This window comes from Eubacterium callanderi, from assembly GCF_900142645.1.
Lineage (GTDB): Bacteria > Bacillota > Clostridia > Eubacteriales > Eubacteriaceae > Eubacterium > Eubacterium callanderi.
Genome location: NZ_FRBP01000008.1, coordinates 194,634 through 209,371, shown reverse-complemented (window position 1 = coordinate 209,371; position 14,738 = coordinate 194,634). Strand labels below are relative to the sequence as shown.

The 14,738-nt window shown below is 46.3% G+C and carries 15 protein-coding genes; 4 read left to right on the top strand and 11 right to left on the bottom strand.

From position 1 onward, the window contains the following. Positions 1–44: 44 nt before the first annotated feature. The 5 genes from galE to dnaG all read right to left on the bottom strand — a co-directional run bounded on the left by galE (position 45) and on the right by dnaG (position 5,830). Positions 45–1,037, bottom strand: coding sequence for a UDP-glucose 4-epimerase GalE (gene galE, locus BUC22_RS12780; RefSeq protein WP_013380355.1), 993 nt, complete (start codon positions 1,035–1,037; stop codon positions 45–47). A 32-nt stretch (positions 1,038–1,069) separates the two neighbouring features. After that, positions 1,070–2,188 (bottom strand): Nif3-like dinuclear metal center hexameric protein, encoded by a 1,119-nt coding sequence (locus BUC22_RS12775; RefSeq protein ID WP_013380354.1) that lies wholly within the window; start codon positions 2,186–2,188, stop codon positions 1,070–1,072. Continuing rightward, positions 2,169–2,864 (bottom strand): tRNA (adenine(22)-N(1))-methyltransferase, encoded by a 696-nt coding sequence (locus BUC22_RS12770; RefSeq protein WP_073383047.1) that lies wholly within the window; start codon positions 2,862–2,864, stop codon positions 2,169–2,171. The genes BUC22_RS12775 and BUC22_RS12770 overlap by 20 nt, the downstream gene beginning before the upstream one ends. A 1-nt stretch (position 2,865) precedes the next feature. Continuing rightward, on the bottom strand, positions 2,866–3,969 hold the full coding sequence (gene rpoD / locus BUC22_RS12765) for an RNA polymerase sigma factor RpoD (protein ID WP_394806800.1): 1,104 nt from the start codon (positions 3,967–3,969) through the stop codon (positions 2,866–2,868). 115 nt (positions 3,970–4,084) lie between these two features. After that, positions 4,085–5,830, bottom strand: a complete 1,746-nt coding sequence (dnaG, locus tag BUC22_RS12760) for a DNA primase (RefSeq protein ID WP_041689859.1) — start codon at positions 5,828–5,830, stop codon at positions 4,085–4,087. A 207-nt stretch (positions 5,831–6,037) separates the two neighbouring features. Here dnaG and BUC22_RS12755 point away from each other — a divergent pair, with 207 nt between their 5' ends. Beyond that, positions 6,038–6,742, top strand: a complete 705-nt coding sequence (locus BUC22_RS12755; RefSeq protein WP_013380350.1) for a DNA alkylation repair protein — start codon at positions 6,038–6,040, stop codon at positions 6,740–6,742. Between the two features lie 36 nt (positions 6,743–6,778). Here the strand turns inward: BUC22_RS12755 and BUC22_RS12750 are convergent, their stop codons facing one another. After that, positions 6,779–7,504 carry an adenosylcobinamide amidohydrolase gene (locus BUC22_RS12750; RefSeq protein WP_013380349.1) on the bottom strand — a complete coding sequence of 242 codons (726 nt, stop codon included), beginning with the start codon at positions 7,502–7,504 and terminating at the stop codon, positions 6,779–6,781. A 12-nt stretch (positions 7,505–7,516) separates the two neighbouring features. After that, entirely contained in the window at positions 7,517–7,903 is a 387-nt protein-coding gene (locus BUC22_RS12745) for a hypothetical protein (RefSeq protein WP_041689858.1), read from the bottom strand. A gap of 151 nt (positions 7,904–8,054) precedes the next feature. Here BUC22_RS12745 and BUC22_RS12740 point away from each other — a divergent pair, with 151 nt between their 5' ends. Further along, a complete protein-coding gene (locus BUC22_RS12740) occupies positions 8,055–8,807 on the top strand; it encodes a cyclase family protein (protein WP_013380347.1) in 753 nt (250 codons plus the stop codon). 34 nt (positions 8,808–8,841) lie between these two features. Here the strand turns inward: BUC22_RS12740 and BUC22_RS12735 are convergent, their stop codons facing one another. Further along, positions 8,842–9,525, bottom strand: coding sequence for a TetR/AcrR family transcriptional regulator (locus tag BUC22_RS12735; protein WP_013380346.1), 684 nt, complete (start codon positions 9,523–9,525; stop codon positions 8,842–8,844). 182 nt (positions 9,526–9,707) lie between these two features. On the opposite strand from BUC22_RS12735, the gene BUC22_RS12730 reads away from it, so the two are divergent. Continuing rightward, entirely contained in the window at positions 9,708–10,868 is a 1,161-nt protein-coding gene (locus BUC22_RS12730) for a uroporphyrinogen decarboxylase family protein (RefSeq protein WP_013380345.1), read from the top strand. 12 nt (positions 10,869–10,880) lie between these two features. Then, entirely contained in the window at positions 10,881–11,030 is a 150-nt protein-coding gene (locus tag BUC22_RS22120) for a hypothetical protein (RefSeq protein WP_013380344.1), read from the top strand. Positions 11,031–11,577: 547 nt separating this feature from the next. On the opposite strand, the gene BUC22_RS12725 is transcribed toward BUC22_RS22120, so the two are convergent. From BUC22_RS12725 to amrA, 3 genes are all read right to left on the bottom strand, one after another. Further along, complete coding sequence (locus tag BUC22_RS12725) at positions 11,578–12,093, bottom strand: arginase family protein (protein WP_227162788.1); 516 nt, start codon at positions 12,091–12,093, stop codon at positions 11,578–11,580. Between the two features lie 408 nt (positions 12,094–12,501). Then, entirely contained in the window at positions 12,502–13,326 is an 825-nt protein-coding gene (gene amrS, locus BUC22_RS12720) for an AmmeMemoRadiSam system radical SAM enzyme (protein ID WP_073383045.1), read from the bottom strand. Continuing rightward, entirely contained in the window at positions 13,323–14,708 is a 1,386-nt protein-coding gene (gene amrA / locus BUC22_RS12715) for an AmmeMemoRadiSam system protein A (RefSeq protein WP_013380338.1), read from the bottom strand. The genes amrS and amrA overlap by 4 nt, the downstream gene beginning before the upstream one ends. Positions 14,709–14,738: the final 30 nt, after the last annotated feature.

Genomic DNA, 14,738 nt, shown 5'->3' with positions numbered 1-14,738 from the left:
AATTCAAAGAATCAATGGCTGTTTCATGTTTTTTATAAGGCACATCAGACAAGGCCGTAGCCCTCGGGATGCCCCTGATGCCATTTCCAGGCAGTTTCGATGATGTATTCAAGTGATGAATTGACCGGTGACCAGCCCAGTGCTTTTTGTGCTTTTTCTGAACTGGCAATTAAGACTCCCGGGTCGCCTGCCCGGCGGTCTGTGATTTCAACCTCAAAGTCTTTTCCGGTAACCGCTTTAACCTTTTCAATGACTTCCAGAACTGAGAAGCCATTGCCGTTGCCAAGATTATAAACATCACTGGTTTCGGATTTAACCAGATCCTCCATGCCCAGAATATGGGCCTCCGCAATGTCCATGACATGGATATAATCGCGGATACAGCTGCCGTCTGGGGTATCATAGTCATCGCCAAAGACATAAATCTTATCGCGAATGCCCTGGGCTGTTTTTAAAATCAGCGGGATCAGGTGGGTTTCCGGCGCGTGGTCCTCGCCGATCTCTCCGCTTGGGTGTGCTCCGGAAGCGTTGAAATAGCGGAACACCTTGTAGTGAAGTCCGTAGGCCACCTCCATCCAATGCAGCATTTTCTCAACAGCCAGCTTTGTCTCGCCGTAGGTGTTGGTGGGATGCTTGGGTGTGTCCTCATCAATGGGCAGTCGTTCCGGCTCACCGTAGGTCGCCGCGGTCGATGAGAAAATAAAATGCTTAATGTCATTGTTGACCATGGAACGCAGCAGGCACAGTGTCCCGTAAACATTATTGTCATAATACTCAATGGGCTTTTCCATGCTCTCACCCACCAGTGAATTCGCGCAGAAGTGCATGACACAGTCAACCTCGTGGCGCAAAAACAGTCTCTCAAGACAGGCCGCATCACGAATATCGCCAACCTCCAGCGCCGCTCCTTCCGGAACCGACTGACGGTGTCCGGTGGACAGATTATCCAGTACCACTACCCCGTAACCTTTGTCCAGAAGCGCCCGGACTACATGGGACCCGATATAGCCGGCCCCGCCGCAAACTAAAACTTTCATCTATCTGTCTCCTTATACTCTGTCCATTCTGCTTAATAATAGCGCATAAAATCTTCATTGAAATTTGACCGGACATACTCAATCTCCGGATCGTTCACATTTTCCCGAAGCAGGTTTTTAAGCAGTCCCACGACCATTTTTTCTGTCCCGAAGTGACCGGCGTCAATGACCCACAGGTTATTTTCAGCCGCTCTCTGGGCGTCGTGGTATTTCAGATCGCCGGTAATGTAAACATCCGCCTTTTTGACCTTTGCCAGTCCGATAAACTCTGCTCCGCTGCCCGTGCACAGGGCCACCTTTTTGACCTTTGCAGGCTCATTCCCCGCAACCCTTACATGGGAAAGGTTCAACGCTTTTTTTACATGCTCAATAAAGGCATCGGGCGCCATGGCTTCTTTTAAGGTGCCAATTTTGCCAAGACCATTCTGGTTTAAAAGCAAACCGTTCTCAAGGGGATATAAATCATAAGCCATCTCCTCATAGGGATGGACTTTTTTAAGCTTTTGAATGAGGGTTTTCATCATCTTACCGTCGATAATGGTTTCCACACGATCCTCTTTGACGGTTGCCACCTCACCCTCCTCACCAATGAAAGGATCTGTACCTTCAAGGGGCTTGAAGGTTCCCTGACCTACGGTGCGGTAGGTGCAGTGGCTGTAATTGCCGATAAAGCCAGCGCCGCTGTCCCCCATCACTTCAACAATTTTATCCGTGTAATCCACCGGCACATAAACTACGATTTTATAGAGCTTATCCTCATCGGAAGGGTCCAGGGGCTGGCGTTTCTCAATGCCAAGTGTTTTTGCGATATAATCATTGAGGCCGAGCTCTGCCTTATCCAGATTGGTGTGCGCTACATACAGGCTGATGTCATTGCGGATCAGCTCTGCCACAATCTTTCCCTTCAGTTCATCGGTACAAATGGATTTGATGCCATTAAAAATAAAAGGGTGGTGTGCAATAATCATATCCGCTTTTTCCATAACGGCTTCCCGCACGACAGCCTCGGTCACATCCAGCGTCAGCAGTACTTTCTTTACTCTTTTCTGAAAAGAGCCGATCTGAAGGCCGACGTTATCCCATGACTCCGCAAGGTTTCTCGGAGCGACAGCCTCAATCACTTTTGTTATTTCACTGCATTTTACAGCCATTTTTTACCTCCATCAGCGCAGCCGCAATGGCTGTGCTTTTCTGATACTGTTCTCTGGCCATTTCTGTCTGCTTGTTTTTTGTATGCTCAATTATTTTATTTTCAAGCTCCAGCTTACGGTCGATCAGTTCTGGCAGAAGCGGGTGTTTACGCCTTTTGGCCTCATAGCCGATCAGGTAATCCAGATCGTTTTCAATGGACATTTCACCCTTTTCTGCTACTATGATTTCATAGACCCTGCGTTCTTCTTTTGCCAGATCCTCATTTATGATCAAGAAACCATTGTCCTCCAGAAAATGCCTGACAATAAAAGCATTGTTCATGGGCTGGAGCACCAGGCGTTTTGCCGAGGCCGCCACCTCTGGAGATTCTGTCAGAAGATCTCTTATCAGGTAGCCGCCCATACCTGCCATGACAATCGTGCCGGCTTCTCCGGGGCTCAGCACGGAAAGGCCTGAACCCAAACGCGTTTCAATCTGCTTCTCATAGCCTGACCGGGCCACAAGCTGCTCTGCTTTCCTGAGAGGCTTCTCATTGATATCCGCCGCGACGGCGCGCGGAATAAAGCCCTGCGCCATTAGATAAACAGGCAGATATCCGTGGTCTGTACCGATATCTGCCATGCTTTCATTTTTTAATACATTATCTGCAATCACCTGCAAACGTGGTGTCATCATTTTAGGTCAAATAATCCTTTAATTTTTTACTTCTGCTCGGGTGTCTCAGCTTTCTGAGCGCCTTGGCTTCAATCTGACGGATACGTTCTCTGGTAACATTGAACTCCTTGCCAACCTCTTCGAGGGTACGGGCGCGTCCGTCATCCAGTCCAAAACGCAGGCGCAGTACTTTTTCTTCACGCTCGGTCAGCGTGTTGAGCACTTCCATGAGCTGTTCTTTCAAAAGCGCATAGGACGCTGCTTCTGATGGCGCCGGGGCATTGTCATCCTCAATGAAGTCCCCCAGATGGCTGTCCTCTTCCTCACCGATTGGGGTTTCCAGGGATACCGGGTCCTGAGCAATTTTCTGAATTTCTCGAACCTTTTCTTCCGAAAAGCCCATCTCTTTGCCGATTTCTGCCGGCGTGGGTTCACGTCCAAGCTCCTGAAGCAGCTGTCTGGACACCCGAATGAGCTTGTTGATGGTCTCAACCATATGCACGGGAATACGAATGGTTCTGGCCTGATCCGCAATGGCGCGGGTGATGGCCTGTCGAATCCACCAGGTCGCATAGGTACTGAACTTAAAGCCCTTGGTATAGTCAAATTTTTCTACTGCCTTGATCAGACCAAGGTTTCCTTCCTGAATGAGATCCAGAAAGGACATGCCGCGCCCCACATAGCGTTTGGCAATGCTGACAACCAGGCGCAGATTGGCCTCAGCCAGTTCTTTCTTGGCTTCATCATCACCGGCTTCCATACGCTTGGCAATGCCCATTTCCTGTTCCGCAGTCAAGAGCGGCACCTTGCCGATTTCCTTTAAATACAAGCGGACAGGATCATTGACACTGACGCTGTCGCCCAGGTCTATATCCTTGACGGGATCCTCCTCAATCTCAATTTCTTCCAGCTCTGCCACATCAATGTCAATGTCCAGATCAATATCATCGGTTTCAATTTCCATATCCTGGAAGGTCAGGTCAATGCCTTCCTTCTGCAAAAGCAGATAGATGGAATCGATCTCTTCCGGATCCAGATCGGTCTTTTCAAGCACTTCCTCAAAATCGGCGTTGTTTAAGGAACCCTTTTCCTTGCCGCGCTTGATCAGTGTCTGAACTTCCGGCATTGCCTCCAGATCAGCGATTGCATCAACCTCGTCGAGCAATTCCTCCATATCTGGTTTTACTTTTTTCTTCTTTGCTTCAGCCATTTATATCCTCCTGACTTTCGATCATAACTTGCTACATTTCTTTTTTCAATGTGATCATTTTATCCATTAAAACGGCGGCTTCTTCCTCGCTCGCTTTACTGATTTCCTGTTTGATCCGCTCGATTTCTTTTAAACGGTGAAAATGCATGATGGTTTTGACACATTCCTCCAGCTTTGCGCTTTCGATGGGGGTATCGTCCATCAAAATAGCGGATACCGGCTTCACCTGCTCCACATCCTCAAAATGATTCATGAGCGCTGCCGGTGACAGCTGCTCTCCTTTTTCAAGCAGCCCTGTAATAAGCTCATAAAGCTCTCTGAAAAACCCCGGGCTGAAGTGCTCTGCCCTCAGCCTCCCGGATTTAAAGACATCTGGCTCCATCATGCCCTTTCTCAGAAAAAGAATCTGAGCTTCCTCATAAGCTTTTGGCATTTTCTGCCAGTAGTCGATCTTTTCACCAACATCCTCTTCTGTCAGATCCACGGGCTTTTTGCGGTATACTTCCCGTCTGATGACCTTCAGGTCAATCCCGGTTTCTCTGGCAAGGCGTTTGCTGTAGAGATCAATCTGAACCTCATCGGAGAGCTGTCTGAGTACCGCGATGGCCTGATTGATATATTTAATCCGGCCATCGGTCTGGCTGAGATCAAATTTCTTTCTCAGAAGGCCAATTTCGTACTCGACGATGGTGATGGCTTCAGTGATTTTTTTTTCAAAGGCATCTTTTCCATGCTTCTGGATATAGGTGTCTGGGTCATCCTCAATGGGTAACCTTAATATTTTAACATTCAACGGTGTATTTTTCAAGATCGCTATGGCTTTTTGCGTCGCGCTTTCTCCGGCAGCGTCGCCGTCAAAGCAGAGCACTACCTCGCCCACATAACGCCCCAAAAGGGCGGCATGATAAGCCGTAAAAGCCGTGCCGAGTGCAGCTACCGTATTGCGCACGCCATATTGATAAAGTGAGATCACATCCATATAGCCCTCGACGATGAGCATCTGCCCGCCGACGATGCTGCTCTTGGCGTGATTCATATTAAAAAGCTCGGTTCCCTTTGAAAAAATCATGGTTTCCGGTGAGTTCAAATACTTTGGTCCATGATCATCCTCGTTGATCCGCCTGCCGCCAAAGCCGATAATCCGGCCTGTTGCGTTCAGAATCGGAAACATGATGCGGTTTCTGAAGCGATCGTACATGCGCCCATTTTCACTGCGCATCACAAGTCCGGAATCCAGCATCTCCTGATCAGTATACCCCTTTTGCCGCAGGAACCCCAGAGCGTTCTGCCAGCCGTCTGGCGCCAGACCCAGGCCATAAGCCTTAATGGTTTCCGGCGTAATTTTCCGGCCCGCCAGATAGTACTGCGCGTTTCGATTTTTTTTAAGGCAAAGATAATAATAGTTGGCCAGCTCACGGTGCAGCTCATAGAGGCGTTCTTTTTTTCGGTATCGTTCACTATCCTCAGCACTGCTGCCGTTTTCTGGCAGAATAATATGCGCCCGTCTTGCTAAAAATTTCAGCGCATCCACAAAAGGAAGATTTTCAATGGCCATGACAAAGCCAATAACATTCCCTCCTACGCCGCAGCCAAAGCAGTGATACAGCTGCTTATCCGGCGACACTGTAAAAGAAGCGGTCTTTTCGTTATGAAAGGGACACTTGCCCTTATAGGAGCTTCCGGCTTTTTTCAGTGTCACATATTCTGATACAACGTCGACAATATCGTTGGCCTGCAGCACCTGGTTAATAACCTCTTCACTATAACGAGGCGCCATCTTCTCACCACTTTCCCTGTAATATCTCATATTTGTACCAAAGGGTACTTTAATTATTATTCTTTTTTTTACATGAATATCCTTTAAAAAAGAATAACTTTTTTTAAAACGTAAAAATGCAGAGAGTTTTCTTAATTTTTTTAAGGTTTAATCATCTTTTATTCTCTTGGGGTTATGCTATAATATAAACGCTATAAGGAGGAGTACATGACCATACGCGAAGAACTGTTTTTACTGGCAGAGGAGGATTATCGCAGATTTCAGCAAAAATTACTGCCAGATCATTGCGAATTGATAGGAGTTCGTCTCCCTACGCTGAGAAAAATTGCGAAACGTATTGCAAAAGAGGATTATTTGCTTTTTTTGACTCAGGGTCCTGAAGATTATTTTGAAGAAAAAATGCTGAAAGGAATGGTAGTCGGCTACCTGAACCCTGAAAATACAGGACTGGATTCTATTCTGGAGTCCATCAATTTTTTTATACCCAAAATTGACAACTGGTCTGTTTGCGACAGTTTTTGCAGCGGTTTAAAATATGCTAAAGTCTACCCGGAGCAATTCTGGACGTTCATCTTATCCAAGCTTACAGCCTCAGACGCTTTTACACTCCGCTTCGGCATCGTAATGCTTTTGTTCTATTACATCGACAAAGCCCATATCCATCAGGTCATCAAACTTTTGGACACAGTCCGCCATGAGGATTACTATGTGAAAATGGCAGTGGCCTGGGCGTTGTCCATGTGTTATGTCCGCTTTCCGGATATTACCATGTCCTATCTTTTAGGTGAGACGGCATTAGACCCTTTCACCTATAATAAGACCCTGCAGAAAATCATTGAATCCAGACAGGTTTCTCCAGAAGAAAAAAACCGAATAAGGCTGATGAAAAAAGAGGCTAAAGCGCCCCTTTGATTCCTCAAAAATGTACCTTGGTCTCTATTTCTCCGGCTAACTCGTCCATCCTTCCTGCAGGTACAGAGCTTTCCGCACCGCTGTTTCAACGGTCTGGCCGATCAGCTCTCCAAGCTTAAAATGCTTTCCGGCATCTGTCATACGCAGCTCCGAGTCTGGCCGTGCAATAATGACGACGCCGTCAGTACCGGTGCCGGTCGCCCCGCCGTCCGAAACCACACTTTTGCAGCCCAGACGTTCAAGCGCAGCTGTTTTAGCCTCGGTACAGGTCATAAAAGCCTGAAGCATGGTGCCGTCCGGTAAATCTGCGTCGATTGCAAGAATCACATTGATGGTGCCGCCAATCATGAATGGACGGCCGTTCTTCTGGTCGAGGGTTGCCCGGTCACCCGCCCGCAGCGCATTCCCCGACACGCCTGCTGTCACCAGCGCCGATACCGCCATCGCACCGTAGGCGGCCTCACAGAATGCCGCGTTGCGCATCTGTGCTGCGGTAGTCAGCCCGGTAGTCTGGCACGGCGGCAATTTTAAAATACTTTCCGCCACAATTTTCAAATGCTCCTCATGGGTAGGGGCCAGCATTTCACAACGCTTGGTTTTTTCTTCCTGCTCATCATAGTTGAACACAAAGCTCAAATCACTTCTCAGCCCGCCATTTAAAAGCGAGCTGCTGAGTACCCGCCGCTCATCCTCAAGACTGATAATGGCGGCCCGGTGGTCAAGACGCGCCCTATCGCCGGTTGCCAGTTTATATTCTCTCATGTGCACAATCCTTTACCCCATCATCTGCCGGTACCAGAAAATAACACATACCAGAAAAACGCCGTTTAAGATATCTGCCAGCATTGCAGCCATATCGGCCACATATGTATAAAAAAGGCCGAAGCAGATACTGATAACCGAGTAAATAATAATATTAATAAAGGCAGCGGTCGTGACGGCTCTGAGGTCTTCTTCATTCATCCACCCCTGAAAAACATGGAGCCCCATGGGCACCACCAGCACGATAACCTGAATGGTATAATATAAAAATAGTAAATCACCATAATCCTTGATGACCATTCCTGCCATTTTGGCATAAACTAAAAAAGCCGCGTAAAGAACGCTTATCAAGCTGATAAAGAAAAAGATTTTTCCTGTTTTTGTCATTTTTTTTAGCATTGCTCTGTCCTGATTTTTCATAAAATGTTTTTTGTGACTATTATAGCACAAAAGATTGCAGTCGGGGAACAATTCTAAATGTTGACGTATACAACTTCCTATTATAAAATATAAGAAAAATAAGCTTTAGAGCTTTAAAGGAGGATTCAGAATGGCAACACCAAAATTATGGTCTCTGCTTGCAGAACTAAAATCTCCGTCCTACAAATGGGTAGACCTGACCCATGCTTTTGATGATGACAGCCCGCATTGGCAAGGCTTCCCGGCCATGACAACCAAGCTTGTCTATGATTACAAAAACGGTGACATTTTTCAAACTCAGCAGTTTACTGTTGTCGGCCAGTATGGCACCCACGTAGACGCACCCATTCATTTCTATCCGGAAGGCCGGACACTGGATGAAATTGAGGTGACCGAGTTCACCTATCCCTTATGCGTCATTGACGTGCATAACCAGGTCGCCGCCAATCCCGACTATGCGCTGAGCATCGCGGATATCAAAACTTTTGAAGAAAGCTACGGACAAATTCCGGACGGTGCCTTTGTCGCCATGCGCTCGGACTGGTGTAAACGCTGGCCGGACGAAAAAGGCTGCATGGAATTTGACGAAAAGGGCAATGTCCACTATCCGGGCTGGAGCCTTGAAGCCATTAAATTCCTTGTTGAAGAACGCAACGTGGGCGCCATTGGCCACGAAGCCTTTGACACCGCACCGCCAGCCCTTGAAGAGGACAAACCCATGGAAAGCGAAACCTATATTTTAAGCCAGAACCGCATTCAGATTGAGGTCATGGCAAATCTTGACAAGGTCCCGCCAGCTGGTGCAATCATCTTCTGTACCTTCCCCAAGGCAAAGAACGCGTCCGGCTTTCCGGCAAGATGCTTTGCCCTCTGTGAAGCCTGACCCACTCGAGGTACGCCGTTTCGACGTACCTCCTTTATTTTTCAATTTCCACCTGACCGTACAGATACCTCGAAGTATCCAGCAGGTGCCTGTAATCCTTAAACACCTCATCGACAATGGTGTTGGATTTTTTCACAATCTCTTTGATTTTTGGTTTCTCATAGTTTAAATCCAGCGCAAAGCTGTAGGTTTTTACCATATATTCAAAATAATCCTGATAGCTCAGGTCCATCCCGTCATTAATATTCCACTGCAGGGCCCTCTGAACGCCAAAAATTGTTCCAAGAGCCAGCTTAAGTTTCTTTTCATAGGGGATATCCTCCTCCATCAGTTCCATCAGCGCTGCATACTCATGCTTCTGGTTTCCATCATAAATAGAGGCCTCCAGAATATCATCTTTCATAATCTCAGTTGTGAAGCGCGCCATCTTATAGTCGTGCTCACGGATTCTCAGCGTCATGTTGGTAAAACAAAGGACATAAAGCAGAATATCCTGATCCGGTGTTAAATAATTTTTGAGATGGGCTGATAAAATGGTGTAGTCTTCTTTCAGAATGGCGACAGCAATATTGCGTTTGCTGCTAAAATGATAGGCGATCAGTCCAAGGCTGACGTTAGCCTCTGTGGCAATGCGGCGGTTGCCAATGAGATAGCCTTCCTCCAGAAACAGCCTTTTGGCTGTTTCATATATTTTCTGCTTGCTTTTTTTTCCCTTCATTCCGGCAACCTCCCTCGGTGTCTCTGTGATTTAATTTAAACATATTTTTGATCCTTAATCAAGTCTTTATCCAAAGAACTGGACGCGTTCAAAAATCATTGACTTTAGTAAAAAATAATGTTATTATTGTTTTATAATAAAACTGAACGCGTACAGTAAATAATCTAGGAGGGTTCTTCCATATGAGTGAAAATCAATTATCTGCTGGAGTACTTTCAAAAAATAAGCTTTTTGAAGACGTGTTTGATGGAAAGGTTCCGGAACGTGTACCACGCCTTGTCTTTGGTGACAACGCTTTCTGTCTTGAGTATGCCGGCTATGATCTGAGAAAAGAACAGTACAGTCTGGTAAAAAATCTGGATGCCATCGATCTGGCAACAAAAGATTTTGATTCCGATGTTGTTTTTGGCATGTTTTTGAGAATGCCGCATCTTTACAAAATGCTGGAAGCCATTAACTTTGTAATGGGCACAGACGGCTTTATCCAGCATCCTGAGGTGCAGGGCTTAAAAGATGATGAGTATGACGACTTTATCGCTGATCCCATTAAAACACTTTGGGACAAGGTGCTGCCAAGACTGTACCCCGCTTTGGCGAAACCGGGTTTTGAAGGCCAGAAGGCTTTGTCTAAGGCGTTCTATACCTTCTTTACCTCCATGGGTGTCATGCAGCAGGGCTTTGGAAAAATTGCCGAAAAGTATGACAAATCCATCTATTCTATGGCCCCTGCCGCTTCCTGCACGCCACTCGACATTCTTTCCGACCAGCTGCGCTCCTTCTCAGGTATCAGCACGGATATGCGCCGCCGTCCCGAAAAGGTAGAGGCTGCCTGCAACGCACTGCTTCCTGTCGCGATCAAGGCCGGCTCCGGGCCAAACGCCAACCGCTATGTACGGACCTTTATTCCTCTCCATATGGCGCCATATATGCGTGAAAAAGATTTTAAACGCTTCTACTGGCCAACCTTTAAAGCCTATGTTGAGGCGCTGGACGCAAGAGGTATCGGCGCAAACCTGTTTGTTGAGCATGACTGGATGCGCTATCTTGACTATCTTAACGAGCTGCCGCCGCTGACACACATGAGCTTTGAGTTCGGCGACCCCAAGCTGATCGCCGAAAAGGTTGGAAAACGCCATGTTATCTCCGGCCTGTACCCGCTTACGCTGTTGAAAACAGGAACAGAACAGCAGTGTATTGACAAGGCAAAGGAATTAATCGACATTCTGGCTCCAGGAGGACAGTACATCTTTGCGCTCGATAAAAACCTGCTCAAAGCCCGGGATATTAATCCTGAAAATCTAAAAGCAGTTCTGAATTTTGTAAAAGAATACGGAAAATACTAAGGAGGGTTTATTATGGAAGATTTCAAATCCGAATATTATACAGACCTTAAGGAAACCATGGAAAAATATGATATTCCGCCGGAAGCAGTCGAATTTGCGGCTGACCCGATGCAGTCGCTCGAGGAAATGTTTTTCTCTTTTGCAAACTATTTGATCTCATAAACGAAAAGCCAGGATATCTCTTGATGAGAATCCTGGCTCTTATTGATTATTTAAATAAAATTGCTTATTAATCATCACATTTTGCAAGTGCTTTTGCAGCTAAATCAGCAGCGATAAAACTATAGAACATCATAATAAAATCTCTCCTTTCTCAAAGCACCATTTTTTCTTTGCTTTATTAACTGATTCTAGTTTACACTTTATCCCGCTTTTGGTCAAGCATCATTTTCACTTATTTACAATTTGTTACATTTTTTTACAAAGATGCGTAAAAAGGCGATTGCTGTTTTTTTCTTGATAATGCGTTTACAGCCGCTTTAGCAAAGGCTTTTCAATATTTTTTTATTAATTTGTTAAATTTCAAACCCATTTTTTATATTGATTATAATTAAGAATTTATTAAGTTTTTGTTTGAATATATTTATATTGGCAAAAAATACGTCAAGGGTAAATTTATACCTTTAAGAAAAATATTTTTTTAAAGGCGCTTATAAATTATTCTTCTTAAAATTTTCAAATACTGTTGTTTCACAATTCTCTATTTTTCCTAAACCGCCATCGATAAGGGTTTATTCTCATCTTCAAGATAACGCAGCAGTATTCTGTTAAAATCATTATTCTTTTTTTGATCTGCCCTTGGATTCTCACCACAAATATCTACTCCGAGGACAGTCTGCCTGTTAAAAAGACAGCTTGTTATTTTTTGAAATTGTTCCAGGGTCAGACTCCCCTGGTCCCAGTTCGTATCGACTGCGGCAGTGGTAAAAACATCCTTGTCCAGGGACAGATAAGCGGGATAATGTACATGGCTGAGCGCAAAGGGCATCCAGTCATCGCTTCCTCCGATCCTTTTATCGCTATAGCAAAAAACCCGGCTTCTGTATTTTTTCTCAATTGCGCAAATCAAATCCTCCCGGGCGCCGACAATAAGCACCTCGCGAATATTCGGGCATTCGTCCAGCGCCCGTTTTACCCAGCAGCCACAGGAGAGAAGCTCTGGAAATCTGGCAGGCAGCATATCTGTATGATGGTCACAGATCACCACTGAGCAGGGCTCTTTAATCTGTTCAAGAAAAAAGCAGGACAGATAATGATAATTGCCAGAGCCAATAAAGCGTACCAGCCCTATGTTTTCTTCCCTTACAACCTTTCGCAGTTCAGCAGCCGCGGCTTTGTCGCAATAGGCGTTTGTTCCTGTTAAGCCTGTCAGATCAATTCATTGGTATGGCCGCCCGGTATAAAAATCCTGCTCTCTGTAAAGATCATCAAAATTAAAAATCGTTATTTTCATTTTTCACCTCATTACAAAAAAGGGAATGTTCTAAAAACATCCCCCCTGGATCACTGTTTCTATTCGTCTTATATACACTATGAACTTTTCCTTTATGGGGATTTTCACTTCATAATATACCTTTAATCTGCATTAACATTATATTCATATATAATATTGATGTCAAATCAGCCTTTAAGCTCAGCAATTGCCTGTATAAACATATTTCAGATGATTCTCTGCGATCTCAGCCAGCCGGTAAACTGTTTCGATCTCAGTCGGTCCTCTGTCCAGCATTTGATAGCATGGGAAAAACCGCGACACATGCAGTGGGATTTCAGGATTAATACCGGCCAGCCACTCTGCCAGCGCATCCATTTCTGCATCACTGTCATTTTCTCCGGGAATGATCAGCGTTGTTACCTCAACATGGCAGTGTTCTGCCGCCAGGCGGATATTTGTCTTAACTGTGCTAAAATCGCCGCTCACCACCTCATAAAAGGATTCATTAAAAGCCTTTAAATCAATATTCATGGCGTCGATCAGAGGGAAAAGCGCTTCAAAATAGTTTGAACAGATATTGCCATTGGTCACTACCACATTTTTCATGCCTTTTTCATGAATAAGCGTTGCGCAGTCCCGCACAAACTCATAGCCGATCAGCGGTTCATTGTAGGTATAGGCAAGACCGATATTTCCTTTTTCCTTCAGGCTTTCCGCCTTGTCCGCCAGCATTTCCGGCGTGACTTGGATCGTTCGGTTGTCAAGTCCATTCATTGAAATCGAGCTGTTCTGGCAAAATGAACACCGGAGGTTACAGCCATAGCTGCCCACCGAAAGAATGGAGCTTCCTGGAAAAAAACGCTTCAGGGGTTTCTTTTCAATGGCATCCACAGCTACTGCGGTAAGCCAGCCGTAATTTTCACTGACAATCCGGCCGCCATTATTGCACCGGGCCTGGCAAAAGCCTGTCCGGCCTTCCTCAATAACACAATGGTGCGGGCATAAATCACAGGTTATTTTCATAAATGACGCACCACCTCAAACCGCTCCAGCCCGCAGGCTTCATCGGCTGGTATTCCGGCTTTTTGTTTCGCAATGGCGATCTGCTGTTCCACACTGTCTACGCCATCAAGATTCGGCAGGAGTAATCCCCGCTTCTGCCCTTTTGTAACGATCACCCCATAGCGGTGGGGATCAAGAGCATCGGGCGAATCAATGGCCTCCGGCGGACTCAACACATCCACACTGTAGGCAAGTTCATTCAGCTCTGAAGCCTTAACCTGCGGAAACCGAGGGTCTGACAGTCCTGCGCTGACAGCATTCCTCAAAATTTCTTCTGCCACACTGGCCGTTACAGGAGAAATTGTTCCAATGCAGCCACGAAGCTTTCCATGTTTTTTCAGGGAAACAAAAACACCTGCCTGCCGGCTTGTCAGCTCTTCTGGCAGGTCATTTGGCAGCTGGGCCGGCACGCCGGTCTTTATGTAGGCTTCGAGCGCATAACGCGCCAGACGGACATAAGCATCCTCCTGGCTTTTCAGGTCTTTCAGCCGAGTTTCCTCCCACCTTTCATATTGTTTTTCAAAATGGCGGTCTGAAGCCTTGCCTGCTGGATAAAAGGCCGCTACCGCATAGCCTACCCCAAAGGGGCCTTCATAGGACAAAAGCTCTGGGTCTACTGCCATTCCATCCAGGGCTCCGGCCATGATAGCAAAAGAACCAAGCCCGCATTCGGCCGCCCTTTCATAAAAACCTGGCTCGTAGGTCAAAAGCTTCAAAAAATCCGCATGCTCCATGGCTGACGTCACATCTGCGTCAAACGCTGGCCCTTCAGGGGCAAAACCGTAAGGCCCTTCCTGTTTTAATTTATGGGACAAATCGCCGCTGGCAATGATCACAATCCGGCGGTCAAGCTTGTCGGCCACCTTTGCAATACTCTCGCCAAAGCGGTAGTGGTCAATCATCGGCAAGCCTGAAAGGCCTATGCGCACCACCTCAAAAGAAAGGTTAAAGGCTTCAAGAAAACGCAGCGGAATCAGCGTGCCGTGGTCAAGCCTTGAATCCTTTTCGCCGAGCGTCCCGGCTGGAATACCATCTTCCTCAGCCTGAATGCCAATGGCCTTTGCAAGCACTTCGTCATAAGAGGCTTCTACCGTAACACCGCTGACACCAAAGTCACGCAGATCACCCTGTGCCCCGCTCCCCGGTGAAATATGAAAATAATCGGCATACATGATTGAATGGGGAGAGGTAATCACGATGGTATCCGGCTTCAGCTCTGCAATATGTTCTGCCACAGCTCTGTAAGCTCTGGCTGTTTTTTCAATCTTCTGTTCCTCGCCGCGCCCCACTTCCGGCAAAATAATGGGCGGATGCGGCACAATAAAAGCACCAAGCACAGACATCTTCAACACCTCTTTTTTCTTTTTAATATA

What these genes read in the sequence shown, in the direction of transcription:
- galE (WP_013380355.1), bottom strand. Translation starts at nt 1,037, where the DNA reads ATGAAAGTTTTAGTTTGCGGCGGGGCCGGCTATATCGGGTCCCATGTA.
- BUC22_RS12775 (WP_013380354.1), bottom strand. Translation starts at nt 2,188, where the DNA reads ATGGCTGTAAAATGCAGTGAAATAACAAAAGTGATTGAGGCTGTCGCT.
- BUC22_RS12770 (WP_073383047.1), bottom strand. Translation starts at nt 2,864, where the DNA reads ATGATGACACCACGTTTGCAGGTGATTGCAGATAATGTATTAAAAAAT.
- rpoD (WP_394806800.1), bottom strand. Translation starts at nt 3,969, where the DNA reads ATGCCGGAAGTTCAGACACTGATCAAGCGCGGCAAGGAAAAGGGTTCC.
- dnaG (WP_041689859.1), bottom strand. Translation starts at nt 5,830, where the DNA reads ATGGCGCCTCGTTATAGTGAAGAGGTTATTAACCAGGTGCTGCAGGCC.
- BUC22_RS12755 (WP_013380350.1), top strand. Translation starts at nt 6,038, where the DNA reads ATGACCATACGCGAAGAACTGTTTTTACTGGCAGAGGAGGATTATCGC.
- BUC22_RS12750 (WP_013380349.1), bottom strand. Translation starts at nt 7,504, where the DNA reads ATGAGAGAATATAAACTGGCAACCGGCGATAGGGCGCGTCTTGACCAC.
- BUC22_RS12745 (WP_041689858.1), bottom strand. Translation starts at nt 7,903, where the DNA reads ATGCTAAAAAAAATGACAAAAACAGGAAAAATCTTTTTCTTTATCAGC.
- BUC22_RS12740 (WP_013380347.1), top strand. Translation starts at nt 8,055, where the DNA reads ATGGCAACACCAAAATTATGGTCTCTGCTTGCAGAACTAAAATCTCCG.
- BUC22_RS12735 (WP_013380346.1), bottom strand. Translation starts at nt 9,525, where the DNA reads ATGAAGGGAAAAAAAAGCAAGCAGAAAATATATGAAACAGCCAAAAGG.
- BUC22_RS12730 (WP_013380345.1), top strand. Translation starts at nt 9,708, where the DNA reads ATGAGTGAAAATCAATTATCTGCTGGAGTACTTTCAAAAAATAAGCTT.
- BUC22_RS22120 (WP_013380344.1), top strand. Translation starts at nt 10,881, where the DNA reads ATGGAAGATTTCAAATCCGAATATTATACAGACCTTAAGGAAACCATG.
- amrS (WP_073383045.1), bottom strand. Translation starts at nt 13,326, where the DNA reads ATGAAAATAACCTGTGATTTATGCCCGCACCATTGTGTTATTGAGGAA.
- amrA (WP_013380338.1), bottom strand. Translation starts at nt 14,708, where the DNA reads ATGTCTGTGCTTGGTGCTTTTATTGTGCCGCATCCGCCCATTATTTTG.